The 26,181-nt window shown below is 59.1% G+C and carries 25 protein-coding genes; 10 read left to right on the top strand and 15 right to left on the bottom strand.

Features of this window, described 5'->3' with window-relative positions; translation table 11 throughout:
* Nucleotides 1-58: 58 nt before the first annotated feature.
* The 6 genes from kdsA to cyoA all read right to left on the bottom strand — a co-directional run bounded on the left by kdsA (nt 59) and on the right by cyoA (nt 6,629).
* Nucleotides 59-892: a 3-deoxy-8-phosphooctulonate synthase gene (kdsA, locus tag EKH79_RS02515; protein WP_126672208.1), complete on the bottom strand. Its 834-nt coding sequence runs from the start codon at nt 890-892 to the stop codon at nt 59-61.
* Nucleotides 889-2,562: a CTP synthase gene (pyrG, locus tag EKH79_RS02510; protein WP_126672207.1), complete on the bottom strand. Its 1,674-nt coding sequence runs from the start codon at nt 2,560-2,562 to the stop codon at nt 889-891. Before pyrG ends, kdsA begins: the two co-directional genes overlap by 4 nt.
* Nucleotides 2,563-2,760: 198 nt before the next feature.
* Entirely contained in the window at nt 2,761-3,138 is a 378-nt protein-coding gene (gene cyoD, locus EKH79_RS02505) for a cytochrome o ubiquinol oxidase subunit IV (protein WP_126672206.1), read from the bottom strand.
* Nucleotides 3,138-3,755 (bottom strand): cytochrome o ubiquinol oxidase subunit III, encoded by a 618-nt coding sequence (gene cyoC / locus EKH79_RS02500; protein WP_126672205.1) that lies wholly within the window; start codon nt 3,753-3,755, stop codon nt 3,138-3,140. The genes cyoD and cyoC overlap by 1 nt, the downstream gene beginning before the upstream one ends.
* Before the next feature lie 3 nt (nt 3,756-3,758).
* The gene (gene cyoB, locus EKH79_RS02495; protein WP_126672204.1) at nt 3,759-5,771 is read right to left on the bottom strand and encodes a cytochrome o ubiquinol oxidase subunit I; all 2,013 of its coding nucleotides are present in this window, start codon (nt 5,769-5,771) and stop codon (nt 3,759-3,761) included.
* 3 nt (nt 5,772-5,774) lie between these two features.
* Nucleotides 5,775-6,629, bottom strand: coding sequence for a ubiquinol oxidase subunit II (cyoA, locus tag EKH79_RS02490; RefSeq protein WP_425478458.1), 855 nt, complete (start codon nt 6,627-6,629; stop codon nt 5,775-5,777).
* 318 nt (nt 6,630-6,947) lie between these two features.
* Here cyoA and EKH79_RS02485 point away from each other — a divergent pair, with 318 nt between their 5' ends.
* The 4 genes from EKH79_RS02485 to EKH79_RS02470 all read left to right on the top strand — a co-directional run bounded on the left by EKH79_RS02485 (nt 6,948) and on the right by EKH79_RS02470 (nt 12,187).
* Nucleotides 6,948-8,747 (top strand): aminopeptidase P family protein, encoded by a 1,800-nt coding sequence (locus EKH79_RS02485; protein WP_126672202.1) that lies wholly within the window; start codon nt 6,948-6,950, stop codon nt 8,745-8,747.
* 79 nt (nt 8,748-8,826) lie between these two features.
* Nucleotides 8,827-10,716 (top strand): DNA topoisomerase IV subunit B, encoded by a 1,890-nt coding sequence (parE, locus tag EKH79_RS02480; protein WP_126672201.1) that lies wholly within the window; start codon nt 8,827-8,829, stop codon nt 10,714-10,716.
* A gap of 122 nt (nt 10,717-10,838) precedes the next feature.
* Entirely contained in the window at nt 10,839-11,582 is a 744-nt protein-coding gene (locus EKH79_RS02475; protein ID WP_199754095.1) for a hypothetical protein, read from the top strand.
* Between the two features lie 83 nt (nt 11,583-11,665).
* On the top strand, nt 11,666-12,187 hold the full coding sequence (locus tag EKH79_RS02470) for a 3-hydroxyanthranilate 3,4-dioxygenase (RefSeq protein ID WP_126672200.1): 522 nt from the start codon (nt 11,666-11,668) through the stop codon (nt 12,185-12,187).
* Here EKH79_RS02470 and EKH79_RS02465 read toward each other — a convergent pair.
* Complete coding sequence (locus EKH79_RS02465; RefSeq protein ID WP_126672199.1) at nt 12,184-12,741, bottom strand: NUDIX hydrolase; 558 nt, start codon at nt 12,739-12,741, stop codon at nt 12,184-12,186. The genes EKH79_RS02470 and EKH79_RS02465 overlap by 4 nt on opposite strands.
* 315 nt (nt 12,742-13,056) lie before the next feature.
* Here EKH79_RS02465 and EKH79_RS02460 point away from each other — a divergent pair, with 315 nt between their 5' ends.
* Together EKH79_RS02460 and EKH79_RS02455 are read left to right on the top strand one after the other, a co-directional pair.
* On the top strand, nt 13,057-14,547 hold the full coding sequence (locus EKH79_RS02460; RefSeq protein WP_126672198.1) for an amino acid permease: 1,491 nt from the start codon (nt 13,057-13,059) through the stop codon (nt 14,545-14,547).
* Nucleotides 14,548-14,637: 90 nt separating this feature from the next.
* Nucleotides 14,638-16,098, top strand: coding sequence for an amino acid permease (locus EKH79_RS02455; RefSeq protein ID WP_126672197.1), 1,461 nt, complete (start codon nt 14,638-14,640; stop codon nt 16,096-16,098).
* 408 nt (nt 16,099-16,506) lie between these two features.
* On the opposite strand, the gene EKH79_RS02450 is transcribed toward EKH79_RS02455, so the two are convergent.
* Entirely contained in the window at nt 16,507-16,839 is a 333-nt protein-coding gene (locus tag EKH79_RS02450) for a high-potential iron-sulfur protein (RefSeq protein ID WP_126672196.1), read from the bottom strand.
* A gap of 158 nt (nt 16,840-16,997) precedes the next feature.
* Between EKH79_RS02450 and EKH79_RS02445 the strand changes: the two genes are divergently transcribed.
* The 4 genes from EKH79_RS02445 (at nt 16,998) to EKH79_RS02430 (ending at nt 20,032) form a co-directional block, all read left to right on the top strand.
* Entirely contained in the window at nt 16,998-17,645 is a 648-nt protein-coding gene (locus tag EKH79_RS02445; RefSeq protein WP_126672195.1) for a methylthioribulose 1-phosphate dehydratase, read from the top strand.
* A complete protein-coding gene (locus tag EKH79_RS02440; protein ID WP_126672194.1) occupies nt 17,642-18,202 on the top strand; it encodes a 1,2-dihydroxy-3-keto-5-methylthiopentene dioxygenase in 561 nt (186 codons plus the stop codon). The genes EKH79_RS02445 and EKH79_RS02440 overlap by 4 nt, the downstream gene beginning before the upstream one ends.
* A 106-nt stretch (nt 18,203-18,308) precedes the next feature.
* Nucleotides 18,309-18,995 carry an acireductone synthase gene (gene mtnC, locus EKH79_RS02435; protein ID WP_126672193.1) on the top strand — a complete coding sequence of 229 codons (687 nt, stop codon included), beginning with the start codon at nt 18,309-18,311 and terminating at the stop codon, nt 18,993-18,995.
* 20 nt (nt 18,996-19,015) lie between these two features.
* A complete protein-coding gene (locus tag EKH79_RS02430; protein WP_126672192.1) occupies nt 19,016-20,032 on the top strand; it encodes a C13 family peptidase in 1,017 nt (338 codons plus the stop codon).
* Nucleotides 20,033-20,045: 13 nt separating this feature from the next.
* On the opposite strand, the gene hisIE is transcribed toward EKH79_RS02430, so the two are convergent.
* The 7 genes from hisIE to hisD are packed head-to-tail and all read right to left on the bottom strand — an operon-like array spanning nt 20,046 to nt 26,180.
* A complete protein-coding gene (hisIE, locus tag EKH79_RS02425; RefSeq protein WP_126672191.1) occupies nt 20,046-20,663 on the bottom strand; it encodes a bifunctional phosphoribosyl-AMP cyclohydrolase/phosphoribosyl-ATP diphosphatase HisIE in 618 nt (205 codons plus the stop codon).
* 11 nt (nt 20,664-20,674) lie between these two features.
* Nucleotides 20,675-21,445, bottom strand: a complete 771-nt coding sequence (gene hisF, locus EKH79_RS02420) for an imidazole glycerol phosphate synthase subunit HisF (protein ID WP_126672190.1) — start codon at nt 21,443-21,445, stop codon at nt 20,675-20,677.
* Nucleotides 21,439-22,167: a 1-(5-phosphoribosyl)-5-[(5-phosphoribosylamino)methylideneamino]imidazole-4-carboxamide isomerase gene (gene hisA, locus EKH79_RS02415; protein WP_126672189.1), complete on the bottom strand. Its 729-nt coding sequence runs from the start codon at nt 22,165-22,167 to the stop codon at nt 21,439-21,441. Before hisA ends, hisF begins: the two co-directional genes overlap by 7 nt.
* A complete protein-coding gene (hisH, locus tag EKH79_RS02410; protein ID WP_126672188.1) occupies nt 22,164-22,754 on the bottom strand; it encodes an imidazole glycerol phosphate synthase subunit HisH in 591 nt (196 codons plus the stop codon). The genes hisA and hisH overlap by 4 nt, the downstream gene beginning before the upstream one ends.
* Nucleotides 22,754-23,818 (bottom strand): bifunctional histidinol-phosphatase/imidazoleglycerol-phosphate dehydratase HisB, encoded by a 1,065-nt coding sequence (hisB, locus tag EKH79_RS02405; RefSeq protein ID WP_126672187.1) that lies wholly within the window; start codon nt 23,816-23,818, stop codon nt 22,754-22,756. Before hisB ends, hisH begins: the two co-directional genes overlap by 1 nt.
* Complete coding sequence (gene hisC / locus EKH79_RS02400) at nt 23,815-24,876, bottom strand: histidinol-phosphate transaminase (RefSeq protein ID WP_126672186.1); 1,062 nt, start codon at nt 24,874-24,876, stop codon at nt 23,815-23,817. Before hisC ends, hisB begins: the two co-directional genes overlap by 4 nt.
* On the bottom strand, nt 24,873-26,180 hold the full coding sequence (gene hisD / locus EKH79_RS02395; protein WP_126672185.1) for a histidinol dehydrogenase: 1,308 nt from the start codon (nt 26,178-26,180) through the stop codon (nt 24,873-24,875). Before hisD ends, hisC begins: the two co-directional genes overlap by 4 nt.
* Nucleotide 26,181: the final 1 nt, after the last annotated feature.

Genomic DNA, 26,181 nt, shown 5'->3' with positions numbered 1-26,181 from the left:
ATCCAGTTCAAGGGAGTTGAAGTGAGGGTTTATCGATGCGCGCGCCGCGCGGGGCACGTTACAGCGTCTGTTCGAGGAAGCCGTGACGTTTGGTCACCGCGTCCAGCTCAAGCAGCGTATGCAACAGCGCTTCCATCTTGCCCAACGGCCAAGCATTGGGCCCATCGCTGAGCGCCTTGCTGGGGTCCGGATGGGTTTCGGCAAACAGACCCGACACGCCGACGGCAATCGCCGCGCGCGCCAGCACCGGCACGAATTCGCGCTGGCCGCCCGAGCTGGTGCCCTGGCCGCCCGGCAACTGCACCGAATGCGTGGCGTCGAACACCACCGGGCAGCCCGTGTCGCGCATCACGCTCAGCGAGCGCATGTCCGACACCAGATTGTTGTAGCCGAAGCTCGCACCGCGTTCGCACACGAGGATGTCGTTGTTGCCGACGGCTTTCGCCTTGTCGACCACATTCTTCATATCCCATGGCGCGAGGAACTGGCCTTTCTTGATGTTCACCGGCTTGCCGGCGCGGGCCACGTTCTGGATGAAGTCCGTTTGGCGGCAGAGGAAAGCCGGCGTCTGCAGCACGTCGACCACCGCAGCCACTTCATTCATCGGCGTGTATTCGTGCACATCGGTGAGCACCGGCACTTTGAGCTGGCGCTTTACTTCCGACAGCACGCGCAAACCTTCTTCCATGCCCGGGCCCCGAAAGCTGCCCGAGGAGGAACGATTGGCCTTGTCGAAGCTGGATTTGAAGATGAAGTTGATGCCGAGCTTGCTGGTGATTTCCTTCAGCGTGCCAGCGGTATCGACCTGCAACTGCTCCGACTCGACGACGCAAGGACCGGCAATAAGGAAGAAGGGTTTATCCAGGCCAATGTCGAAACCGCACAACTTCATGCTGCGGCTCCCTTCGTCGCCAGCTTCTCGCCTTCGCGCACGGCCCTGTATTCACGTGCAGCGCGGACGAAACCGATAAACAGCGGATGGCCGTCGCGCGGCGTGGACGTGAATTCCGGATGCGCCTGGCAACCGAGAAACCACGGATGCTTCTGCATCGGCAGCTCGACGATTTCGACCAGCAGGTCGTCCATCGATTTGCCGGAAATCACCATGCCGAGGTCTTCGAACGGCTGACGATAGCGATTGTTGAATTCGTAACGATGGCGATGACGTTCGCGCACGACGTCCTGGCCGTACATCTGTCGCGCCAGCGTGCCGGTCTTGAGGCGGCACTCCTGTGCGCCAAGGCGCATGGTGCCGCCGAGGTCCGAACGCTCTGAACGCTGCTCCACTTCGCCGGTGGCCGTAGTCCACTCGGTGATCAGCCCGATGACCGGATTGGGCGTATGGCGATCGTTCTCGCTGGAATCGGCGTCGGCAAGGCCGGCGACGTTACGGGCGAAATCCACCACCGCCGCATGCATGCCGTAGCAGATGCCGAAGTACGGAACGCCATGTTCGCGCGCATATTTGGCCGCGAGCACCTTGCCTTCGAAACCGCGCTTGCCGAAGCCGCCTGGCACAAGGATCGCGTCCGCTGTGCCGAGCATTTTCTGCGCACCTTCCGCTTCGATCTGCTCCGAATCGATCCACTCGAGATTCACCCGCGTCTGCTGCTTGATGCCGCCGTGACGCAGCGCTTCGCCGAGCGACTTGTACGCGTCTTTGTGCTCGACGTACTTGCCGACGATGGCGACGGTGACTTCGTCTTTGGGATGCTCAACCGCATCCACGGTGCGCTGCCAGCCCGAAAGATCGGCCGGCTTGGCATCCAGACCCATTTTCTTGACGACGATGTCGTCCAGACCCTGCTGATGCAGCCACAGCGGTTGCTTATAGATGATGTCCACGTCCGCCGCGCTGATCACGGCCTGCTCCGGCACGTTGGTGAACAGGGCGATCTTGCGGCGCTCGCCGTCCGGCAGCGGCTGCTCGCAACGGCACAGCAGGATGTCCGGCTGGATACCGATGGAGCGCAGTTCCTTCACGGAGTGCTGGGTCGGCTTGGTTTTGATCTCGCCGGCGGCCTTGATATACGGCACCAGGGTCAGGTGCATGAACAGGCACTTTTCCGGGCCGTGCTCGATGCGCAGCTGGCGGATCGCCTCGAGGAAGGGCTGGGATTCGATGTCGCCGACCGTGCCGCCGATTTCGACCAGGGCGACGTCGAAGCCGCGCGTGGCCTCGTGGATGCAGTGCTTGATCTCGTCGGTGATATGGGGGATCACCTGGACGGTGGCGCCCAGGTAGTCGCCGCGGCGTTCCTTGCGGATCACCGATTCGTAGATCTTGCCGGTGGTGATGGAGTTCTTGCCGGTCAGGCGGGTGTGGACGAAGCGCTCGTAGTGGCCCAGGTCCAGATCGGTCTCCGCGCCGTCGTCGGTCACATAGACCTCGCCGTGCTGGAAAGGACTCATGGTGCCCGGATCCACATTGATGTAGGGATCGAGCTTCATCATGGTGACCGAGAGGCCGCGGGCCTCAAGAATGGACGCAAGCGACGCCGCCGCGATGCCCTTGCCAAGCGAGGACACCACACCGCCAGTGACGAAAATCAGGGGGGTCATGGAAAGCAGCCGTGCTGGAAATAGGCATTTTAGCGGACGATCGGCCTAGCCGCGAGATGCTGCGGCGACAATAGGGAAAATAATTCAGGCATCACCGGCCTTTTCCGCTTTTCAACATCGGAACGCAAAACGCCCGGCGCGAAGGCCGGGCGTTGCGGGAAGTGCGTGCCGGGGCGGTCTCCGGCCACTGGCGGACGATCAGCCGATGCTGCCCGACGACATCGTCGGCACCGGGTGCATCATGTTCACATTCATGTTGTGCAGCACCCAGAGCGACCCGACCACTACGATGGCGATGATCAGCAACGTGAAGACGCCGATCGACAGGTTGTCCCGCTGGCCCGGCTTGGCGCTCAGGTGCAGGAAGAAGATCAGCTGCACCAAGACCTGCGCCACGCACAACACCACAATGCCTGGCAGGATCAAATCGTGCGGCACGGCGCCCGACATCACACAGCCGAACGACATGGCGGTAAGAACGATCGACAGGATGAAACCGACGATGTACGACTTCAGGCTGCCGTGATTGGCGTGCTGGTGATCGGCAGCAAGCGCATGAGCGTGTTGGCTGGACATCACAGCACTCCTCGCAGATAAACGATGGTGAAGACGCAGATCCAGACCACGTCCAGGAAGTGCCAGAACAGGCTGAGGCAGGAAAGACGGCGCGTGACGGCATCGTTCAAACCGAAACGACGCACCATATCCATCATCACGACGATCCAGATCAGTCCGCAGGTCACGTGCAGACCGTGCGTACCGACGAGCGTGAAGTAAGACGACAGGAACGCGCTGCGGCTCGGACCGGCACCCTCGTTAATCAGATGCGCGAACTCGTGCACTTCCATCGCCACGAACGAAGCACCGAACAGGAACGTGATGAATAGCCACGCCATCACCTTATTGCGCTTGCCCGCGTGCATGTTGAGCATCGCCACGCCGAAGGTGAAGCTGCTGACCAGCAGCAGCAGCGTTTCACCACCTACATAAGGCAGGTCGAACAACTCCTTGCCGGTCGGACCACCCGCGGTGGCGTTCGCAAGCGCAGCGAATGTAGCGAACAGCGCTGAGAAGATCAGGCAGTCGCTCATCAGATAGATCCAGAACCCGAGCAGGGTCTTGGAACCGTCGTCGTGATGTTCGTCGTGACCGTGCGCGACGGTGCCGTGGTCGGCAGTAATAACGTTGCTCATAACTTAAGCCACCTTCTGGCCGGCCTTGGCCGGATCCACGTGATCGATACCGGGCTGCGGAATCAGGCGTGCACGTTCGATCTTCTCGACCTCAGCACCCGGCACGTAGTAATCGACGTCGGTGTCATAGGCGCGCGTAATGAACGACCCGACCATGCCGAGCAAACCCGCAACGGCCAGCCACCAGATGTGCCAGATCATCGCGAAACCCAGCACGGTGCCGAACGCCGCCATGAACACGCCGACACCTGTGTTGCGCGGCATATGGATGTCCGCATAGCGCTCCTGGCGCCTGTATGCACGCTTGTGTTCTTTATCCGCCCAGAACTGATCCAACTCTTCAACCTGCGGCAGCACGGCAAAGTTGTAGAACGGCGCTGGAGAACTGGTGGACCACTCCAGGGTGCGGCCACCCCACGGATCACCCGTGAGATCGCGGTTCTCGGCGCGATTGCGAATGCTCACCACAAACTGCAGCACCATGAAACCAATGCCGAGCGCGATGATGCCAGCGCCAGCTGCGGCGACGATCAGGTAAGGCTGCCAGGCGGGATTGGCATAGTGGTTCATACGGCGCGTCATGCCCATCAAGCCGAGCACGTAGAGCGGCATGAAGGCCATGTAAAAACCGACCACCCAGCACCAGAACGAGGCCTTGCCCCAACGCTCTTCCAACTTGAAGCCGAACGCCTTGGGAAACCAGTAATTGACGGCAGCAAACATGCCAAACAACACGCCGCCAATGATCACGTTATGGAAGTGGGCGATCAGGAACAGACTGTTGTGCAGCACGAAGTCGGCACCCGGCACCGCCATCAGCACGCCCGTCATGCCGCCGATGGTGAAGGTCACCATGAAAGCGACGGTCCACATCATCGGCAATGTGAAACGAATGCGGCCGCGATACATGGTGAACAACCAGTTGAACAACTTCACGCCCGTCGGCACCGAGATGATCATCGTCGTGATGCCGAAGAACGCATTGACGTCAGCGCCCGAACCCATCGTGAAGAAGTGATGCAACCACACAAGGAAGGACAGCACACCGATGCCCGCGGTGGCGTACACCATCGACTTGTAACCAAACAGCGGCTTGCCAGAGAAGGTTGCAACGATCTCGGAGAACGCGCCGAACGCCGGCAGGATCAGGATGTACACCTCTGGGTGACCCCAGATCCAGATCAAGTTGATGTACAACATGGCGTTGCCGCCAAGCTCATTGGTGAAGAAGTGCATGTCCAGGTAGCGATCGGCCGCCAGCAGCGCCAAAGCCACCGTCAGCACCGGGAATGCGGCCACGATCAGAATGTTGGTGACCAGCGCCGTCCACGTGAACACTGGCATCTGCATCAGCTTCATGCCTGGAGTACGCATGCGCAGGATGGTCACAACGAAGTTGATGCCGCTCAGCGTTGTGCCAAGGCCTGATAGCTGGAGAGCCCAGATGTAATAGTCCACACCAACCGTAGGACTGAACTTCAACTCCGACAGCGGCGGATACGCCAGCCAACCTGTTGCAGCAAAGTCACCCACGAACATCGACAGCATGACCAACACCACACCCGATGCGGTGAGCCAGTAGCTGAGCGAGTTCAGAAACGGATAAGCGACGTCGCGGGCACCAATCTGCAGCGGCACGACCAGGTTCATCAGGCCGACCACAAACGGCATCGCCACGAAGAAGATCATGATCACGCCGTGCGCGGTGAAGATCTGATCGTAATGATGCGGCGGGAGATAGCCAGCGGCGTCAGCCGAAGCGATCGCCTGCTGCGCACGCATCATGATGGCGTCTGCAAAGCCGCGCAGCAGCATGACCAGCGCAAGAATGACGTACATGATACCGATGCGCTTGTGGTCCACCGTGGTGAACCACTCGCTCCACAGATAGCCCCACTTGCGCTGATAAGTCACCCAGCCAAGCAGCGCTGCACCGCCCAGGCACACCATAAGCAGGGTGCCCATAATGATCGGCTCATGGAAAGGAATGGCCGATAAAGAAAGTTTTCCGAACATGGCCTACTCCGACGCTTTGGCGTGATCGTTGGGCGAGGGAACCGCACTCGCTTGCGAAGGCGACGGCTCGCCGATGCGGCCCATATTCATATCGCCCATGTACTGCTTGATGATGTCGTTGTAGAGATCCGGCTTGACGGATGTGTAGTACGACACCGGCTGTTTCTCGCTCGGCTGTGCCAGCGCGTGATACGTCTGTGCATCAAGCGGGCTCGCGCTGGCCTTCGCCTTGTTCACCCAATCGGTGAACCCCTGCTGCGACGTCGCGACTGCCATGAAGTGCATGTCGGAGAACCCTTCGCCGCTGTAGTTCGACGAGAGACCCTCAAACTTGCCCGACTCATTCGCCATCAGGTTCAGATCGGTGTTCATGCCGGCCATGGCGTAGATCTGGCTGCCCAATTGCGGGATAAAGAACGCATTCATCACCGAATCGGACGTGATCTCGAAGTGCACCGGCGTACCCGCCGGGAACGCCACTTCGTTGACGCTCGCCACGCCGTAGTCCGGATAGATGAAGAGCCACTTCCAATCAAGCGCCACCGCCTGGATGGTGATCGGCTTGACGTTGGACTGCAGCGGCTTGTACGGATCGAGCGTGTGCGAGGTGCGCCACGTGATCGTCGCCAGAATCGCGATGATGATGCAGGGAATCGTCCACACCACCGCTTCGATCGCGGTCGAGTGCGACCACTTCGGTGCGTACGTAGCTTTGGTATTGGAAGCCCGATAGCGCCACGCAAAGTACAGCGTCATCGCGATGACCGGAATCACCACAACCAGCATCAAACCCATGGCGATCAGAATGAGGGACTTTTCCTGGATGCCGATATCGCCCTTGGGCGAGAGGACATCCATGTTGCAACCGCCGAGGAACACGGCGACGCTTGCGCAAGACCAGCGCAACGCACAGAGAGAACGCTTGTTCACGTACGACTCTACTCGACAGACTGATGGGGAGTGTCGTGGGGACGACCTGCATAGGATATCGCGCCGCAACATACATTGAACAGTCCGAGACATAATGCCGCGCTGAAATTCGGCGCATAGCATCCCTCGCACGAACATCGCAAGCCCTGCGCGTGCGCGATTCGAAACCGGACCGTCATACGCGCGTAAAACGCCTGATTTTTAGGCACATGAAGCGACCGCTCGACACCCTGCTACCATGCGCCAATGAGCACACCCATCCCCGCCCGAATCGCCGCCCTGCGCGATGCCATGGCCAAACATGGCGTCGCTGCGTGCATCGTTCCGACTGCCGATCCGCATCTGTCGGAATACCTGCCTGCTCATTGGCAAGCACGCCAATGGCTCTCGGGATTCGACGGTTCCGCGGGTACCTTGGTGGTTACGGCGACCGAGGCCGGCGTGTGGACAGACTCGCGTTACTTCTCGCAAGCCGAACAGCAGCTCGCGGGCACCGGCGTCGCCTTGATGAAGCAGCGCGTATCGCATGCGCCCGAGCACCTGACGTGGCTGCAGCAGCATCTGCATCAGGGTGATGTGATCGCTGTCGCCGGCGACAGCGTGTCGGTGGCGGCGCAACGACAAATCGAACGTCAGCTGGGTGGGGTCGGCATCAAGCTGCGCGTAGACCTCGATCTGCCCGGCGTGATCTGGAACGATCGCCCTGCTCTGCCCAATGCTCCCGTTGTCGAGCATCCGGCGATGTTCGCCGGCACACCCCGCGCCGATAAATTCGACAAGCTGCGCACGGCATTGCGCAAACAGCACGCAACGCATCATCTCGTATCCAGTCTTGATGACATTGCCTGGCTGACCAATCTTCGCGGCAGCGATGTCGAGTGCAATCCGGTATTCCTTGCGCATCTTCTGATTGAAACCGAAGGTTCGGCGACACTGTTTGTGGATCGCACCAAGCTCAACGACAAGTTGGTGGCTGCGCTCGCCAATGACGGCGTCCAGATTGCAAATTACGCGACAGTTGGCGACGTGTTGAACGAACTCAACGCTAGCCACACATTATTGTTTGATCCGGGTCGCGTGGTCAGCGTTATCCTGGCAAAGGTCGGCGCCAAGGCAAAATTCCTCGAAGGCGCCAATCCTTCGACAGCATTTAAGGCCAACAAGAGTAAGGACGAACTCGCACATATCCGCGAAGTCATGCGCCGCGACGGCGCCGCGCTTGCGCGTGCCTTCCGCCGACTGGAAGAACGCCTCACCGCGGGCATGACGCAGACAGAGCTGGATGTCGACAGCCTGCTGCGCGAAGAACGCTCCGCGCAACCCAACTATGTCGGCGAAAGTTTTTCGACCATTGCCGGTTACATGGAAAACGGCGCGCTGCCTCACTATCGCGCGACGCAGGAATCGCACAATACGCTGCAGCGTCATGGTCTGCTGTTGATCGACTCCGGCGGCCAATACCTGGGCGGCACCACGGATATCACGCGCGTGCTAGCGCTGGGACCCACCACAGCCGAACAACGGCGCGACGCGACGCTGGTGATGAAGGGCATGATCGCGCTATCCCGCGCACGTTTCCCGAAAGGCGCAAGCGGCCCGCAACTGGATGCACTCGCGCGCGCGCCGCTGTGGGCGTCCGGCATGGACTACGGTCATGGCACCGGTCACGGCGTGGGTTACTTCCTCAATGTGCACGAAGGCCCGCAAAGCATTCGCCCGCCCGTCAACGGCGGCGCACTCGTACCACTCGAGCCCGGCATGATCACGTCGATCGAGCCCGGCTTGTACAAGCCTGCACGCCACGGCATTCGCCACGAGAACCTCGCAGTGGTGGTGGAAGCCGATCAGACCGAATTCGGCGAGTTCTACGCCTTCGAAACGCTCACGCTCTGCCCGTTCGACCGCCGCGCTTTGGAGCCGGGCCTTTTGAATCCGGAAGAAAGAGCATGGCTGGACGACTACCACGCCCATGTACGCGCAGCGCTGAGCCCTCTGCTGGAAGACGCCGATCTGGCGTGGCTGGAAAAACATTGCGCACCGCTTTGAAAACCATGCGACGCTTGACCCGCTCGACGACGCAACCCATTCTTCCGCGCTTAACCTACCTTGAAGTCATCGCCTCCGAATGAGCAGTCGCTATAACGCCGCCGATATCGAAGTCCTTTCCGGCCTTGACCCGGTCAAACGCCGCCCGGGCATGTACACCGACACCTCGCGCCCGAACCATCTGGCGCAGGAAGTCATCGACAACTCGGTAGACGAGGCGCTCGCCGGCCACGCCAAGTCGATTGAAGTGATCCTGCATACCGACGGCTCGGTGGAAGTAAGCGACGACGGCCGCGGCATGCCGGTAGACATTCACCCGGACGAAGGTATCCCCGGTGTCGAATTGATCCTCACGCGCCTGCACGCAGGCGGCAAATTCTCCGGCAAGAACTACAACTTCTCCGGCGGTTTGCACGGCGTGGGCGTATCGGTGGTGAATGCGCTGTCGACCAAGGTGCTTGTGACCATTCGCCGTGACGGCAACGAATACACCATGGGCTTCGCCAATGGCGATCGCTCCAGCGATCTGAAGATCATCGGCACCGTGCCGAAAAAGAAAACCGGTACGACGGTTCGCTTTTGGGCCGATCCTAAATATTTCGATTCGCCGAAGATTTCGCTGCCCAAACTCAAGCATCTCTTACGCGCGAAAGCGGTGTTGTGTGCCGGGCTTAGCGTCAAGCTCACCGATGAAGCGACCAGTGAAGTGAGCGAGTGGTACTACGAAGACGGCCTGCGCGATTACCTGCGCGGCGAACTCGACGGTGCCGAATGCCTTCCTGCCGAGCTGTTCGTGCATCACATCGCGCGCGAGAAAGAAGGTTTGGACGTCGCACTGACATGGCTGCCTGAAGGCGAGCTTGTCCAGGAAAGTTACGTCAACCTCATTCCTACCGTACAAGGTGGTACGCACGTCAACGGACTGCGCACCGGACTTACCAACGCCGTACGCGAGTTCTGCGATATCCGCAATCTTCTGCCGCGCGGCGTGAAGCTGGCACCTGAAGATGTGTGGGAACGCCTGGCGTTCGTGCTGTCCGTCAAGCTGCAGGATCCGCAATTCGCCGGCCAGACCAAGGAACGTCTCTCTTCACGTGACGCAGCCGCTCTAGTCGAAAGCGTTGCACACGATGGCTTCAGCCTTTGGCTCAACCAGCACGTCGATCTTGGCGAACGCATTGCACAGCTGGCGATTGAACGCGCCAGTGCACGACTGAAAGCTGCCAAGCAAGTGGTGCGTAAAAAGATCACGCAAGGCCCTGCCCTGCCCGGCAAGCTAGCCGATTGCACCGCAACCGACCTCACGCGCACCGAACTGTTCCTCGTCGAAGGCGACTCCGCAGGCGGCAGCGCGAAGCAGGCACGCGACAAAGAGTTTCAGGCCATTCTTCCGCTGCGCGGCAAGATCCTCAACGCGTGGGAAGTGGAATCTACGTCCGTACTCGCGTCGGAGGAAGTCCACAATCTGGCTATCGCCATCGGCTGCGATCCTGGCAAGGATGATTTGAGCGGTTTGCGCTACGGCAAAGTCATCATCCTCGCCGATGCGGATTCCGACGGCTTGCACATCGCCACATTGCTCAGCGCACTATTCCTGCGTCACTTCCCCACACTGGTGCGCGACGGCCACGTCTTCGTTGCGATGCCGCCATTGTTCCGCGTCGACGTGGGCAAGCAAGTGTTCTATTGCCTGGACGAAAACGAAAAAGCCGCGATGCTCCAACGCATCGAGCGCGAAAAGATCAAAGGCCAGGTCACCGTCACGCGCTTCAAGGGCCTGGGCGAGATGAACCCCTCGCAGTTGCGCGAATCGGCGATTTATCCGGACACACGTCGCCTGGTGCAGCTTACTGTCGATGATGCTGAAGGCACGACCAAGCTCATGGATATGTTGCTGGCGAAAAAACGTGCAGGCGACCGCAAGAGCTGGCTGGAAGAAAAAGGCGACCTCGCCACACTCGAAGTCTGAGCACATTGATGGCGTTTGCCTTCAGCCATTGAAGGCATTGCTGAGACGCTCCGCTGGGATACTAGCCATGTATGCGCCGCCACGAGCGGCGCGTTTTGCATCCATGGATGGAAACGTTCGGCATGAAAATTTTTGCGTGGATAGGGCTGCCATTGGTGGTGGTCATTGCGGGTTGCAAATCGACACCGCCCGTCAACGGTCATGTGGTGCCCGAAGCGCATCTCACTGGCGGACAATTCGCACAGTCAGACCCCAATCGCATGGCCACGCTTGAACTACGCGACAACCTCGCCGCGCTCTATCTTTTGATGGACAAACTCTACAAGCGCAATCCGCACCAATGGGCAAAATCAGGTGCGGTAAGCCGTGAAGCCGCCGAGGCGCAAGTGCGTGATGCCATCGATCACCGCAAACCGCTGCCCGGTCTCGGCGAACTACGCGATATCAAAGCAATGTCGCGCGCCCTTGATCCAGACTTCCAGGGCGACCGCGTCGCCGCGCTGATCTATGGGACGGCCGACATGCTGGTCACCGCGCATGGCGGCAAGCAGAATCTGTACCTCCTTGATGGCCTTGACGCCCAACGCGTCTACAACGCCGCGCGCAATGTTGAGATTGCCATGTGGAGGCTGGCGCAAAGCAAAGATTCGCAGGGTCAGCCACTGCTGGTTTCGAATGAACTGTCCGAACATGACCGCAATCTCAGTTTCGAGCGCCTCTTCGGCGGCATTGTCGGCCGCACCGATTTAGTCGCGGAATTCACCGCAGAAAAATATCGACGCTCTGCCATCAATTATCTGCAAAGCTTCGTTGGCGGCCAGTTTCTGCAATTCATCCCCGTGCAGGCCGTCATGCCGGCCTCCTGATTGGCGTGCCACTCGGGCCGGAGGCTTCATTTAGTACAGCGGCGGCGCTAAGGTAAGCCGTCTTTTCCTGTCGGACTCCTACCATGGCGCTCGTGCCGCCCTTCGATCTTCAACGCTGGATTGATGAACACCGCCATTTGCTCAAGCCGCCGGTAGGCAACAAGTGCATCGTCGATGGCGATTTCATCATCATGATCGTGGGTGGCCCGAACGCGCGCACTGACTATCACCATGACGAAGGTCCGGAGTTCTTCTACCAGATCGAAGGCGAGATGGTGTTGAAGGTGCAGGACGATGGGCAGGCGCGGGATATTCCGATCCGCGCCGGCGAGATTTTTTATCTTCCTCCGCGCGTTCCGCATTCGCCTCAGCGGATGCCTGATTCCATCGGCATGGTGATCGAGCGCCGTCGCCTCGGCTCCGAGAAAGATGGCCTGATGTGGTTCTGCGAGCGCTGCAACAACAAGCTTTACGAAGAATATTTCACGTTAGACAACATTGAAACCGACTTCCCGCCGGTGTTCGATCGCTTCTATGCCTCTCACGACGCACGCACATGCAAGGTGTGTGGCCATCTCAACCCGGCACCAGCGCGTTACGGTTAGAAGCTATTCGCTTCGCGTTCGAGCCATTTTTTTGCCATGCGGCGCAGCGACTCATCGGTGTCGTTCGCTGTCGCGATAGCCTCAATCGAAACCCAGGCGAGTTCCAGGGACTCATCGCTGACCGCGAATGTATCGTTCGCCCCAGCGCGCACGACATAACGCACATCGTAATGCCAATGTCCGGGCTCGTTGTAACGCTCGGGAATCCAGTGGCGGTCGACATCAAAAATGTCGCGCTCGACGCTGAGACCGGAAATACCCGATTCTTCCTCAGCTTCTCGTAAGGCGACGGCTGAGAGGTCGCTATCGCCATCAGCGTGGCCACCCAGCTGCAGCCACCTATTCAACTTGCGGTGATGTGTAAGCAGAACACGCGCGCCGCTCGCATCGACAAGCCACGCCGATCCCGTGAAATGCCCTTCTGCGTGCTCGCGATGAAAAGGAAGCGACGCTTTCGTCAGAAACGACAGACACGCACTCGCATGAAAGTCGCCAGGGTAACGATTCGCGTAGTCCGACAAGTCCTGCTGCAAATTCACACTATCTCTCGACATTCAAAAACTCAGGCCCAAACGAATCACGGCATGGCATCAATTAAGACCGCCGCGCGCTAGAAAACAATCTCCGATCGTACGCGACCGCATGGTTCTCCATCCAGCCCGCGCCAATAATCACGCTACGCAAGTGCCAAGTGGCCGCTGCGAAAACGTTGTCGGGATTGAGTGCGGATCGGCTGCATCTAGCCGCAATGCAGCTTGTACCCGCGGCCTCCGCTGGGCTATGGTTTGGGGCTTGCGTGCAGGGTGCCCCCAAGCGGTGCTACAGGCCTTCCTACAACTAAAAGCTGATATTCCCAGAGGGGGAGCTACATGCTGAAGAATCTTTTTGCGACGACATCCATTGCGGAATCGTCGACCGGGTCGGGCGACATCCCCGACGGCGGTGGCGCCCCTGGTGAAGTGACCCTCAAGCGCGCGCTGACCGCTCGCCACCTCATCATGTTGGGTATTGGCGCGATCATCGGCGCCGGCATTTTCGTGATCACCGGCCAGGCGGCCGCAGAGCATGCAGGACCGGCTGTCGTGCTGAGCTTCGTGCTCGCCGGTATCGCCTGCGCACTGGCTGCAGTTTGCTATGCGGAGTTCGCCGCCATGCTGCCTGTCTCGGGCAGCGCTTACTCTTATTCCTACGCCACGCTTGGCGAATATGTCGCCTGGTTCGTCGGCTGGAGTCTCGTACTTGAATACCTTTTCACCGTGGCCACCGTTGCCGCCGGCTGGTCAGGCTATTTCAACAAACTGCTTTTGTTGATTAGTGGCTGGATTGGTCATGATGTGTCGTTGCCCGAGACACTCTCCGCAGCGCCTTTTACCGTGGTGAATGGGCATATCCAGGCGACGGGCATGCTGATCAACCTGCCTGCCGTGGCGATCATCGCTGCCATCGCGGGGCTGTGCTATGTCGGCATTACTCAATCGGCCTTCGTCAACTCGATCATCGTTGCGATCAAGGTCACGGTGATTCTGCTGTTCATCGCGTTTGCCGCCAAGTACGTCAACCCCGCTCACTGGCATCCCTTCATCCCCGCTAACGAAGGTGGCTCCAAATACGGTTTGGCTGGCGTCACTCGCGCGGCTGCCATCGTCTTCTTCTCGTACATCGGTTTTGATGCGGTTTCCACAGCAGCCGGCGAAGCGAAAAATCCGCAACGCGACATGCCGATCGGCATTCTGGGTTCGCTGATTTTGTGCACGATCCTGTACATCATCGTTTCCGCGATCATTACGGGTCTGACTGACTTCCGTCTGCTCGGTACGCCGGAACCTGTGTCGACCGCGCTGGACGGTTATCCTCAACTGCATTGGCTGCAGGTGATTGTGGTGATCGGTGCCGTCACAGGTTTGAGCTCGGTGATCCTCGTCATGTTGATGGGGCAGCCGCGCATCTTCTACTCGATGGCGCGTGACGGCCTCATTCCCGCTTTGTTCGGCCGCATTCATCCGAAATTCCGCACGCCACACGTCGGTACGGTGGTTGTTGGCGTCGCCGCAGCGTTGCTAGGCGGTATGTTCAACATCGGCGTACTTGGCGAAATGGTAGCCATGGGTACGCTGTTGGCTTTTGCGACCGTGTGCATCGGCGTATTGGTTTTGCGGCGCACGCGCCCGGAACTGAAACGCGCATTCCGTGTACCGTTTGCGGTGATTGTTTGCCCGCTCGGTGCACTGGCCTGCATGTATTTGTTCATGCAGTCCTTCGTGGAACACTGGCGCTGGATGGTGACGTGGATCGTGCTTGGCCAGCTCATCTATTTCGGTTATGGCTATTCGCACAGCAAGCTGCGCAAAAAGTCCGCCTGACCAAGCCCAAGAGGCCGGCTCCGAGCCGGCCTCTTGCATTTACCAAGAATGGTTCACTAGTTCAGCGTTTCGCACCAAGCAGGTTTACGCATGCTCAAGCAGCTTTTCGCCCGCAAGACCGACTTCTCGGAAGACGCCGATACGACGCATGGTCCGAGCCTTCGCCGCACGCTCGGTCCTTGGGGGATTACCGCGTTGGGTATCGGCGCGGTGATCGGTAGCGGCATTTTCGTCGTGACAGGTCAGGCTGCCGCAGAGCATGCCGGTCCCGCCGTGCTGATCTCTTTCATTCTTGCTGCGATCTGCAGCGGTTTCACGGCGCTGTGCTATTCAGAATTCGCGACATTGATTCCGATTTCCGGCAGCTCGTATTCGTATGCCTATGCCACGCTGGGCGAAGTCGTCGCATGGTTCATCGGCTGGAACATGGTGCTGGAATACGGCATCTCCGCGTCGGCGGTAGCGACCAGTTGGACGGGTTATTTCACCAGTCTGCTCGACAACATTGGCATTCACCTGCCGCCATCGCTCTCTGATGCGCCCTTGGCCTATACGAATAACGGATTGGTCGCGACCGGCCATCTGATGAACCTGCCAGCCGTCGCGATCGTGCTCATCCTGACCTGGGTGTGCTACGTCGGTATTCGCGAGTCAGCAGGCATCAATCTCGCCATGGTGGCTCTGAAAGTCGGTTTAATCATCCTGGTCGTCATCGCCGGTTATCGCTATGTGAATCCGGCGAACTGGCACCCGTTCATTCCAGCCTCGCAAGGCAATCACAAGTACGGATGGGATGGCATCCTGCGCGGCGCCGGCATGGTGTTCTTCGCCTACATCGGATTCGAAGCAACGTCCACGGCGGCGCAGGAATGTAAGAACCCACAACGCGACCTACCCTTCGGCACACTCGTTTCACTGGTGATCTGCACGGTCTTGTATCTGGCGATGGCGGCTGTCCTTACCGGCCTGATCTCGTATACGCAACTGGGTACAGACGAGCCGATCGTCACTGCGATTCGCGCGCATGCGGAACTCAACTGGCTGCGCCCATGGGTCGAGGTCGGCGCACTGATAGGTTTGTCGTCAGTGATTCTGGTGATGATCATCGCGCAGCCGCGCATCTTCATGATCATGTCGCGCGACGGGTTGCTGCCGCCGGTGTTCAGCCGCATTCATCCCAAACATCGAACGCCGCATCTCAACACCATCATCACGGGCGTCGGCATCGCGATACTCGCGGCCATCTTTCCGCTCGATCTGCTCGCCAATCTCACGTCGATGGGCACTTTGATCGCGTTCGTCGCGGTCTGCGCGGGCGTGCTGATCCTTCGCTACACGTCGCCGGAATTGCCGCGCACCTTCCGTGTGCCGTGGGCACACTTCACGTGCATAGCCGGTGTGCTCAGCTGCCTGGCGCTATTGGCGACGATGGACTGGTTCAACTGGGCCCTGATGATCGCCTGGACTGTCATCGGCCTCGCGATTTATTTCGCCTATGGGCTTCGCCATAGTCACCTGCGTCTCGCCAATAGCTCGTCGTCGGACAAATAATCGCCAATCTCCGGCAAAAAGCTGCGAATTTCCGTTAATTACCTATAACGTGTTGCGAACAGCTTTCTACTGGCACGAAGTGACAAATTTCTAAATCTGTTTCAACTAACTGAAATATATAGAAAAATGGCCAACCAGCTACAAATTTCCAGTCGCGGTTCGCCCCTCCGAAGTCAACCGGAGTATGATCGACAGCCCGAGGGTTGATCACTTGGCAGTGGGCCCCGGATCGCGACCCGGCACGTCAGGCGAGTCAGCTCCTCAGCCTGACGTGTCCGGGTAGCACTTCTTAGCGACACCCTTCGATTTCATCGAACGCCCGCACTTTGAGCGGGCGTTTTCTTTTGTGCAAATAAAAAGGCCGGCGCATGGCCGGCCTGCACAACGATTCGATGTCGAGAAAGCGCTTCAGGCTTTCTTGGCGGTGTGTGAGATGCACCAGCCCTTCGCACTCACTGCCTTGCCCGGGAACAGCTGACAAGGGCCGTAGCCGGTCGCTGCGCCTGAATAGAATTGGCAGTTGGTACATGTGTTGCCCGCCGTGTGCTTGGGGTCTTTCGTCGTCGCAGCATCTTCGACGTAACCGAGCGCCTTGGCGGTGGGATCCGCTTCGGAGAGGTGCGGTAGATCGTCCGCACGGGCCTTGCGCGGCAGTCCGCTCACCAGCGCCGCGGCGACAGCAGTGCCCGCGGCAAGCTTGAGGAAACGACGGCGTGACTCGATATCTTCATGGCCAGACATAACAATCCTCATCACGGTTTGTTTGCATGCCGCTCAATCGCAGCAATTCCGCGGCATCGTAACGCCATTGAGGCCCCCGAGGCCTGTTCGCGAATAGCTCGCATTTTCACCTTCCGACCCCATGCTATAGTGATGCTTCGTTTGGACGTCCATTTGCCATGAGCCAAATCTTGCCCGCCTCCATTCCCGCAACGCTCTTTCACGAGCGCGCCGACGCCATTGCCGAGGCGGCGCGTGAACTTGCGCAACACGGTTGGACACCCGCGACCAGCAGCAACTTCTCGATGCGCGTGGATGCCGATCACGCGGCCATCACCATTTCCGGACGCGACAAAGGCAAGCTCGGTCGTGATGACATCATGCTTGTTGACATGCATGGCAAAGCGGTCGGCACCGAGTCGCGTCCCAGCGCGGAAACCGAACTGCATACGCAGGTGTACCGCCATTGGCCCGACATCAACGTGGTGCTGCACACGCATTCGCGCACGCAAAGTGTTGCATCGCGCCTGTTTGCCAAAGACGGCGTGGTGAAGCTGGAAGGCTGGGAATTGCAGAAGGCCATTCGTGGTCACACCACGCACGAAAGTGCCTTGGACATTCCCGTCTTTCCGAACACACAGCACATGCCTGAACTCGTTGCGCAAGTGGATGCCTGGATTGAATCGGGCAAACCGCTGCACGCGTATTTGATCAACGGTCATGGCATCTATACCTGGGGCCATGATATGGCCGAAGCCCGGCGTCATCTCGAAGCGCTGGAATTCCTGCTTGGCTGCGAACTCGACTTGAGGAGACTGAACGCATGAGTCGCCTGCGCATTTTCGATGCGGAACAACCGCAGAACTCGCCCTCCATACACCTCGCACACAAAGACATCGCTCATGAGCTGGGCAAAGTCGGCGTGCGATTCGAGCAATGGGAAGCCAATCAACCGGTTGCACCAGGTGCCAGTCAGGAACAGGTTATCGCCGCCTATCGTCACGATATCGATCGGCTGATGAGCGAAGAGGGTTATCAGGCTGTGGATGTAATCAGCCTGACACCGGACCACCCGGACCGGGCTGCACTGCGCCAGAAATTCCTGAGCGAGCACACGCACAGCGAGGATGAAGTCCGCTTCTTCGTGGCAGGCGCGGGTCAGTTCACCCTGCACATCGGCGAGAAGATCTACGACGTACTGTGCGAGCAAGGCGACCTGATCGGCGTGCCCGATGGCACCCGCCACTGGTTCGACATGAGCGAGGCCCCCTACTTCGTGGCCATCCGCCTGTTCACCAACAAGGAAGGCTGGGTGGCGAACTTTACCGGCTCCGATATCGCCCAACACTTTCCCCGCATGACGCCCCTGGCCACGGCCGCCTGACCGGGGCTGCCGTTTCAGCCCAATCTTTCAATCGTTTATGACGTTCGTCGCTTGCGCGTCTCTGGAGGCGCGTTAAGCTTGTGGGCCTGATTCCCCGGCCGCCTCCATGACCGCCATTCGCGCCATCGTCACCGATATCGAAGGAACCACCAGCTCGATCAGCTTCGTCAAGGACGTGCTGTTTCCGTATGCGCGCAAACGCTTGCCCGCGTTTATCGAAACCCATGCTGACCAGGCCGAGGTTCAGCACTGGCTGCACGAAGCCGCCAAAGAGGCTGGTTTAATCGAAGCAAGCCGACAGGAAGTCATCGAGCTGCTGGTGCGCTGGATCGACGAAGACCGCAAATCCACCGCTCTGAAAGCCATCCAGGGAATGATCTGGAAAGAAGGCTACGAAGCCGGCGAGTACCGCGCGCACCTCTATCCGGAAGTCGCCTCGCGCCTGCACGCGTGGCGTGGCGAAGGTTTGCATCTTTATGTTTACTCGTCCGGCTCGGTACCCGCACAAAAACTGTTTTTCCGTTACAGCGAGTCCGGCGATCTGAGTCCTGTCTTTGCTGGCTATTTCGATACGGAAACCGGCCCGAAACGCGAAACGGTGTCGTATCAGCGCATCGTCGATGCCATTGGCGAGCGTCCCGAACATGTGCTGTTTCTTTCCGACATTGTTGAAGAGCTGGATGCCGCCAAGGCCGCGGGCCTGCAAACCGGCTGGCTGGTGCGCCCCCCGCTGACCGTTCCAGCTCAACCCAAGCACCCGGCCTACACCACGTTCGACGCCATCCAACCCTGACTTACGCCGCGAGTTCACGCATGCGCACTGTATTGACTGCCCTGCTCGCTTTCGCCGCCGGCGTTCTGCTGATGGTGATGGTCGGGCACTCGGCTTCGCACCGCGTGGCGACGGCGAGTGTGGCAAGCAGCTCGTCTTCGCCGGCTCACGCGAGTTCCAGCACCGATTCCGATGACAACGACGCCGACGACAACTGGCCAAGCCAAGGACCGTCGCCAGAGCAAGTTGTGTACGCGCAACCGAACATGGTGCATCAGGCGCTCACGCAGCTCAGCCCACGCGTCGCAGGCAAAACCAATCTTTATCTGGTGACCTTTGCCGGTGACGGTGGCGAAGACGTATTCCGTAACGAGGCAGAGTACGCTGCGCAGTTGTTCACGAAACGCTTCGGCCCGACTGCGCACGCGCTGGTACTGGAAAACAATCCCACCGCGTTGCAATCACATCCGCTAGCAGATTGGAGCAACCTTGAAAGCACGCTGGATGGCGTGGCCACGGCAATGAACCCGGATGAAGACGTCCTGGTTCTCTACATGACCTCGCACGGTGACGAAGACCATAACCTCCTTGTCGATATGGACCCCATTCCACTCGATCAAATCGGCGCGCCGGATCTTGCCGGCATTCTCAAGAAGCGCCCATTCAAGTGGAAAGTGGTTATCGTCAATGCCTGTTATTCGGGAGGCTTTGTTCCAGAGTTGCGTGGCCCGGGGACGCTTGTGCTTACCGCAGCGCGCACCGATCGCAGCTCTTTCGGCTGCGGTAGCGACTCCGACATGACTTACTTCGGCAAGGCGTGGCTGGTCGATGCTTTAAACAAGACCGACAACTTCGTCGATGCATTCCAATTGGCCAAGAACGATATCGCCGGGTGGGAGAACGAAGACAAACTCACACCGTCGGAACCGCAGATCGATATCGGCACCGGTATCGCACAGCAACTCGCTTTGTGGCGCAAGGACATCACGCCCGGCCCCGCTGTGCCATTTACACCGCCACCGCCGTCCGCCAGCAGCGCACCTGACGCGGCCCGATGAGATGAATCAAACGTCAGGAGTGACGTTTGATCAATACCTCTGTGACATCGGCCAAGCCGAAACCGCGCGCGCGCAGCAATACCGTCAAGTGGAAAACGAGATCGGCCGCTTCACCCAATAGGTCATCATCGCCCTGAGTGACCGCAGCCAGCGCTGTCTCGACGCCCTCTTCGCCAACCTTTTGCGCGATGCGGCGCGTACCGCCACTAAACAATCGCGTCGTGTAACTGCCTTCGGGCAGCTCGGCTTTTCTGCTCGCTACCAAGGCATCCAGCTCGGCGAGAAAACCAAGTGGCGGCCGCGCGGTATCGCCGAAGCAGCTGCTTGTGCCCAAATGGCACGTTGGACCTTGTGGCTCAGCCTGCACCAGCAATGTGTCGGCGTCGCAATCCACGCGAATGGATTTCACCTGCAATACGTGGCCAGAGCTTTCCCCTTTGGTCCACAGGCGTTGCTTGCTTCGACTGTAAAAAGTGACGTGACCGCTGACTTGCGTCTGTGCAAGCGCCTCGGCATTCATGTAGCCAAGCATCAGCACTTCGCCAGTCAAATAGTGCTGCACGATGGCCGGTAGCAGGCCATTGGATTTGGCCCAATCCAGCTGATCGATGTCGAACTTTGCGTCGCTCATGATTGAGCCTCCTACAAGCGAACGGTCACGCCCTGCCCCTGCAGGTAGCGTTTCAGATCCGGCACGGCAATCGCGCCGCTATGAAAAACACTGGCGGCCAGTGCGCCATCGACTCTTGCATCCGTGAAGGCATCGCGAAAATGTTCAACGGCACCTGCACCACCCGATGCAATAAGCGGCACACGGCAAATGGCACGCGCTTCCTTCAACTGTTCGAGATCGTAACCCTTGCGCACGCCATCGCTATCCATGCAGTTCAGAACAATTTCGCCCGCACCACGTCGTTGCGCTTCCAACACCCAGTCGAGCGTGCGGCGCATCAGCGATCGCGTCTTGGAAGGATCGCCCGTGTACTGACGCACGCGCCACTCACCATCTGCATCGCGCAAGGAGTCGATGCCAACCACCACGCATTGCACGCCAAATGCCGCGGCCAGTTCATCGATTAACTCGGGTCGCTCAAGAGCAGGCGAGTTGACAGAAATCTTGTCTGCGCCGGCATGCAAGACATCGCGCGCTTCGTTGACGGAACGGATACCGCCGGCCACACAAAACGGGATATCGATGACACGCGCGACGCGCTCGACCCAGGCGCGGTCGACGCTTCGCCCTTCTGGACTAGCCGTGATGTCGTAGAACACCAGCTCGTCGGCACCTTCGTCGCGATAACGCAAAGCCAGATCGACGATTTCGCCCATCACAACGTGATCGCGAAAACGCACACCCTTGACGACTTTGCCGTCGCGTACGTCAAGACAGGGAATAATGCGGCGGCTCAACATGCCAGCGCACCTTCCAGCGTAAAACGACCTTCCAGCAACGCACGTCCCAGAATCACGCCACGTGCGCCTGCGTTGCGCGCGGCGCGAATATCCTCCAACGAGCGCACGCCACCGGACGCTTGCACGGCCAACCCCGGCGCGCATTGCGTTAAATGCCGATACAAATCGAGGTTGAAGCCGGCGAGCATCCCATCGCGGTCGATATCCGTGCAAAGCAGGTGACGCGCTCCCTTCTCGGCGTACCACGGCGCGAGTTCATCTAGCGTTCGTACCTCCTGCTCCGTCCAGCCGGCGCTTGGCAAGCGCCAGTGGCCGTCACGCCAGCGCGTGTCCAGCGCAATGGTGAAACGGTCCGCACCATGGTGGTTCAACCATTCCGCTACGCGCTCCGGATCACGAATTGCAACACTACCCACGACAATACGTGAGACGCCAGCGGCAAACAATCGACGCACATCTTCTTCGCTGCGCACGCCACCGCCTGCCTGAACGTGCATACCCGCTTTAGCCATGACTTCGATTATCGCGAGATTGGACAAATCACCGGCGCGAGCACCATCAAGATCCACCACATGCAACCAGCGTGTACCCGCGTGGGCGTAACGCGCGGCGAGTTCTCGTGGATCAGAGTCGTAACGGGTTTCCTGCGCATAATCGCCTTGCCGTAAGCGGACAACCTGACCGCCGCGCAAGTCGATGGCGGGTATCACTTCGAAATTCATAGCTCGAGGAAGTTCTTCAATAGCGTTGCGCCGACACTTGCCGAACGCTCCGGATGGAACTGCATACCGTGAAAATTACGGTGGCCAATGACGGATGAAAAGCCTTTCCCGTAGTCCGTACTCACCAGCGTATACGTGCCGAGCGGCACGGCGTAGCTGTGCACGAAATACGCCCAATCGCCCTCATTCATTTGCTTGAGCAAGGGATGCGCGGCGACCGCAGACAATCGGTTCCAGCCCATATGCGGAACACACTGACCCGGCGCTTCTTCGAAGCGATGAACCTTCGCCGGAATGACGCCCAAACATGGCGTATCGCCCTCTTCCGAGTGCTCGCATAGCAACTGCATGCCAAGGCATACACCCAACACCGGCTGACTCAACGATCGGATGACGTCGATCAGTTGCAGTTCTCGCAACCGTGCCATGCCAGGTCCTGCTGCGCCGACACCAGGTAATATCACCTTATCGGCGGAACGTATCTCATCGGCATCCGATGTCAGGCAAGCGTCGACGCCAAGGCGTTGCAGCGCATAACGCACCGATCCTATGTTGGTGCCTCCTGCATCGACCAGCACCACGTTCATTACAACGCACCCTTTGTACTCGGCAATTCGTCGCCTTCACGGCGGATGGCCTGGCGCAACACGCGCGCTGTCGCCTTGAAGCATCCTTCCACCATGTGATGCGCGTTTTCGCCTTTCACCGCCAGATGAAGGTTGGCGCCAAGCGTGTCGCACAGCGAGCGAAAAAAATGTGGAACCAGTTCGGTAGGTACATCGCCCACGCGTTCACGGGGAAACTGTCCCTCGAAAACAAAGTAAGGACGTCCGGAGAGATCCAGCGCCGCGCTCGCCTGCGATTCATCCATCGGCAACGTAAACCCGTAGCGCGCGATACCGCGCTTATCGCCCAACGCTTGGCGCAGCGCCTGTCCTAGCGCCAGGGCGCTATCTTCCATGGTGTGGTGCTCGTCGACTTTGGTATCGCCTTCGCACGTAAGTTGCAACGCGAAACCACCGTGCTTGCCGATCTGCTCCAGCATGTGATCGAAGAAGCCCAACCCGGTATGAACGATAGGATCTGCCTGCCGATCCAGATCGACGCGCACCTTGATGCGTGTCTCCTTCGTGTTGCGGGTGACTTCGGCAATACGTGGACGATCGAGCAATTGATGCGCGATTTCATCCCAGCTCATGCCTTTGGGCCCGACACGAAAACCGCGCACGCCCATATTGGCGGCAAACTGCAGGTCGGTCTCGCGATCGCCCACCATCGCCGAATCGGCGCGCGCCCAACTATCATCCGCCAAATAGTGACGCATCATGCCCACGCCAGGTTTGCGCGTATCCAGGCCGTCGTGCGGAAAACTGCGGTCGATCAGCACTTCGCGAAACGACACGCCCTGAGACGAGAAAATACGCATCAGAAGCTCATGCGGTCCATCGAAGCTGGCCTGAGGAAAGCGTTCGGTACCCAGACCATCCTGATTGGTGACCATCACTAGCTCGTAGCCGGCTGACACGATGCGTTGCAATGCAGCCAACACGCCCGGAAGCAACGAAAGCTTTTCATAGCTGTCGATCTGCTCGTCGGCGGGTTCGTCGATAAGACAACCATCCCTGTCCACAAAGAGGATTTTGCGGCTCATGGCTTCTCTCCACCCAGCACCGTGAGCACGCGTGCATTTTCTTCTGGTGTGCCAATCGTGATGCGCAATGCATCTTTCAAATTTGGGTAACGGCGAATATCACGCACCACGATGCCAGCCTTTAGCAATCGTTGATAAACGGTGCCGGCGTCGTCGAAACGCACGGCGAGAAAGTTTGCATCGGACGGCAACACTTCGCGAATACCCGAAAGACGCGCCAAAGCCGCACGCATGATCTCGCGTTGCTCCCGCACAATGGCGATGTTGTCGCGCGCAGCAGCCTGCCCCGATGCAGACAGTTCGGACATCGCAGCAGACACGCACGGCAGCGGCAGCGGATACGGCGGCATGATCCGGCGTATCAATGCGATGACGTCGGGACTTGCGAGCAGGCTGCCAATTCGCGCACCCGCCAACGCCCACGCCTTGGACAATGTCCGAAGTACCGCGACATGATCGTAGGTGTTGATCAGATCGACAGCGCTTTGTTGATCGGAGAATTCGATATACGCCTCGTCAACCACAAGGACTGCCCTGCCAACCAAGGCCTTGGCCAAATACTCGATGTCCGTGCGAGCGATAGATTTGCCGCTTGGATTATTCGGCGTGCACAGAAAAACCAGTTTCACCGCCGGAGTTACGGCACCGACCAGCCTTTCAATGTCCAGACTAAAATCGTCAGCCAACGGCACCTCAACGATATTGGCATTCTGGATGCGCGCGCAGACGGCGTACATACCGAACGTTGGCGGTTGAATAAGAATCGCATCTTGCCCCGCACCACAAAAAGCGCGCACCAGCAGATCGATAGCTTCATCACTGCCGCGGCCGACAAACAGCTGCTCGCTTCGAACGCCATAGAGCGTCGCCAGTGCCTGGAGCAAGCCACCCGGCTGTGGATCAGGGTAACGATTGCAACCCAGTCCGGCATCGCCCGCGGGTGGCCACGCCGACTCGTTGGCGTTGAGCATGATTTGCGCGCCCTCAGCTTCCATACGCGCTGAAGAGTAAGGCTGCAATGTCCGTATTTCCGGCCTGGCCAGATCCAGCACGCTCATAAGCGAACCCCAAGCGCGGCCAAACGTAGCGTCACCGCTCGGCGGTGTGCCTCCAGTTGCTCGGCACTGGCCAATGTTGCTGTACATGGCCCAATAGCGCGCAGGCCATTGGGGTCCAGCTCCTGCACCGTGATCTGTTTTTGATAACTCGCCACTGACACACCGCTATAGCTACGTGCATAGCCGTAAGTCGGCAGCACGTGATTGCTTCCGCTGCAATAGTCACCAACGGATTCGGGCGTCCACGCACCGACAAACACCGAACCGGCGCTTTCGATACTTTCCAGCAAATCGCGCGCAGCGCTCACCTGCAGAATCAGGTGTTCCGGCGCGTACCGATTGCTGACTTCGACTGCCTGCGAAAGCGATTCCACCTCGATAAGACGGCTTTGCTCCAACGCACGTTCGGCGATGGCACCGCGCGGCAATTCCGCGCACTGTCGCGCTACTTCTGCAGATACCCTGTCGAGCAACGATGCAGACGGACTGACAAGGATGACCTGAGAATCCGGGCCGTGCTCAGCCTGCGATAGCAAGTCGGCCGCGACGAAAACGGGGTTGGCTTGCGCCTCCGCAATCACCAACACTTCCGACGGGCCTGCCGGCATATCGATGGCGGCACCTTCCGGGTCGCCGGACACCTGTAATTTCGCTTCGGTCACCCACGCATTGCCAGGGCCGAACAGCTTGTCGCAACGCGGAACGCTTTCCGTACCGTAGGCCATGGCAGCAATAGCCTGCGCGCCACCGAGCTTGAAGACGCGATGGACGCCAACAGAGCGCGCAGCAAACAGCACTGCTTCGTCGCATGTTCCGTCGGCGCGTGCGGGCGAGCACAGGATAATTTCACGACAACCCGCAATGTGTGCAGGTACGCCTAGCATGATTGCCGTCGAAGGTAACGGCGCGCTACCCGCTGGCACGTATAACCCCACGCGACCGATTGGGCGCAATACACGCTCCACTCTTACGCCCGTGGCTGTATTCACAGACACGGGTTGTGGCGCACATGCGCGATGAAACGCCTCGATACGGCCGGCAGCCTCACGAATGGCTGTTTTTAACTCAGGAGCTAAATTCGCCTCGGCGGACGCAAATTCAGCCTCGGTGACTTCCATCGCATCGAGGGCGCAGTGGTCATAGCGTGCGGAAAGCTCTCGCAACGCCGCGTCACCGTTGGTGCGTACTTGGGCAATGATGTTCTCGACGCCCCGCCGCAACTCATCTGCGCGGGATTGCGCCGGCCGCGCCAATGCGTCGCGACGTGCGGGTTCGTCCAGGGTATTCCAGGTGATGCGCTTCATA

The sequence above is a fragment of the Dyella dinghuensis genome (assembly GCF_003977615.1).
Classification (GTDB): Bacteria; Pseudomonadota; Gammaproteobacteria; order Xanthomonadales; family Rhodanobacteraceae; genus Dyella_B; species Dyella_B dinghuensis.
The sequence above is the reverse complement of the archived record's forward strand: the minus strand, read 5'-3'. Positions and strand labels throughout refer to the sequence as shown.

Excerpts from the sequence above, each read along its gene's own strand:
- hisIE (WP_126672191.1), bottom strand. The coding sequence starts at position 20,663 with ATGAGCGACGCAAAGTTCGACATCGATCAGCTGGATTGGGCCAAATCC.
- EKH79_RS02475 (WP_199754095.1), top strand. The coding sequence starts at position 10,839 with ATGAAAATTTTTGCGTGGATAGGGCTGCCATTGGTGGTGGTCATTGCG.
- hisC (WP_126672186.1), bottom strand. The coding sequence starts at position 24,876 with ATGAGCGTGCTGGATCTGGCCAGGCCGGAAATACGGACATTGCAGCCT.
- EKH79_RS02460 (WP_126672198.1), top strand. The coding sequence starts at position 13,057 with ATGCTGAAGAATCTTTTTGCGACGACATCCATTGCGGAATCGTCGACC.
- EKH79_RS02450 (WP_126672196.1), bottom strand. The coding sequence starts at position 16,839 with ATGTCTGGCCATGAAGATATCGAGTCACGCCGTCGTTTCCTCAAGCTT.
- parE (WP_126672201.1), top strand. The coding sequence starts at position 8,827 with ATGAGCAGTCGCTATAACGCCGCCGATATCGAAGTCCTTTCCGGCCTT.
- EKH79_RS02470 (WP_126672200.1), top strand. The coding sequence starts at position 11,666 with ATGGCGCTCGTGCCGCCCTTCGATCTTCAACGCTGGATTGATGAACAC.
- hisF (WP_126672190.1), bottom strand. The coding sequence starts at position 21,445 with ATGTTGAGCCGCCGCATTATTCCCTGTCTTGACGTACGCGACGGCAAA.
- kdsA (WP_126672208.1), bottom strand. The coding sequence starts at position 892 with ATGAAGTTGTGCGGTTTCGACATTGGCCTGGATAAACCCTTCTTCCTT.
- hisA (WP_126672189.1), bottom strand. The coding sequence starts at position 22,167 with ATGAATTTCGAAGTGATACCCGCCATCGACTTGCGCGGCGGTCAGGTT.
- EKH79_RS02485 (WP_126672202.1), top strand. The coding sequence starts at position 6,948 with ATGAGCACACCCATCCCCGCCCGAATCGCCGCCCTGCGCGATGCCATG.
- hisD (WP_126672185.1), bottom strand. The coding sequence starts at position 26,180 with ATGAAGCGCATCACCTGGAATACCCTGGACGAACCCGCACGTCGCGAC.
- cyoA (WP_425478458.1), bottom strand. The coding sequence starts at position 6,629 with ATGGATGTCCTCTCGCCCAAGGGCGATATCGGCATCCAGGAAAAGTCC.
- cyoB (WP_126672204.1), bottom strand. The coding sequence starts at position 5,771 with ATGTTCGGAAAACTTTCTTTATCGGCCATTCCTTTCCATGAGCCGATC.
- pyrG (WP_126672207.1), bottom strand. The coding sequence starts at position 2,562 with ATGACCCCCCTGATTTTCGTCACTGGCGGTGTGGTGTCCTCGCTTGGC.
- cyoC (WP_126672205.1), bottom strand. The coding sequence starts at position 3,755 with ATGAGCAACGTTATTACTGCCGACCACGGCACCGTCGCGCACGGTCAC.
- EKH79_RS02430 (WP_126672192.1), top strand. The coding sequence starts at position 19,016 with ATGCGCACTGTATTGACTGCCCTGCTCGCTTTCGCCGCCGGCGTTCTG.
- hisB (WP_126672187.1), bottom strand. The coding sequence starts at position 23,818 with ATGAGCCGCAAAATCCTCTTTGTGGACAGGGATGGTTGTCTTATCGAC.
- mtnC (WP_126672193.1), top strand. The coding sequence starts at position 18,309 with ATGACCGCCATTCGCGCCATCGTCACCGATATCGAAGGAACCACCAGC.
- cyoD (WP_126672206.1), bottom strand. The coding sequence starts at position 3,138 with ATGTCCAGCCAACACGCTCATGCGCTTGCTGCCGATCACCAGCACGCC.
- hisH (WP_126672188.1), bottom strand. The coding sequence starts at position 22,754 with ATGAACGTGGTGCTGGTCGATGCAGGAGGCACCAACATAGGATCGGTG.
- EKH79_RS02465 (WP_126672199.1), bottom strand. The coding sequence starts at position 12,741 with ATGTCGAGAGATAGTGTGAATTTGCAGCAGGACTTGTCGGACTACGCG.
- EKH79_RS02445 (WP_126672195.1), top strand. The coding sequence starts at position 16,998 with ATGAGCCAAATCTTGCCCGCCTCCATTCCCGCAACGCTCTTTCACGAG.
- EKH79_RS02455 (WP_126672197.1), top strand. The coding sequence starts at position 14,638 with ATGCTCAAGCAGCTTTTCGCCCGCAAGACCGACTTCTCGGAAGACGCC.
- EKH79_RS02440 (WP_126672194.1), top strand. The coding sequence starts at position 17,642 with ATGAGTCGCCTGCGCATTTTCGATGCGGAACAACCGCAGAACTCGCCC.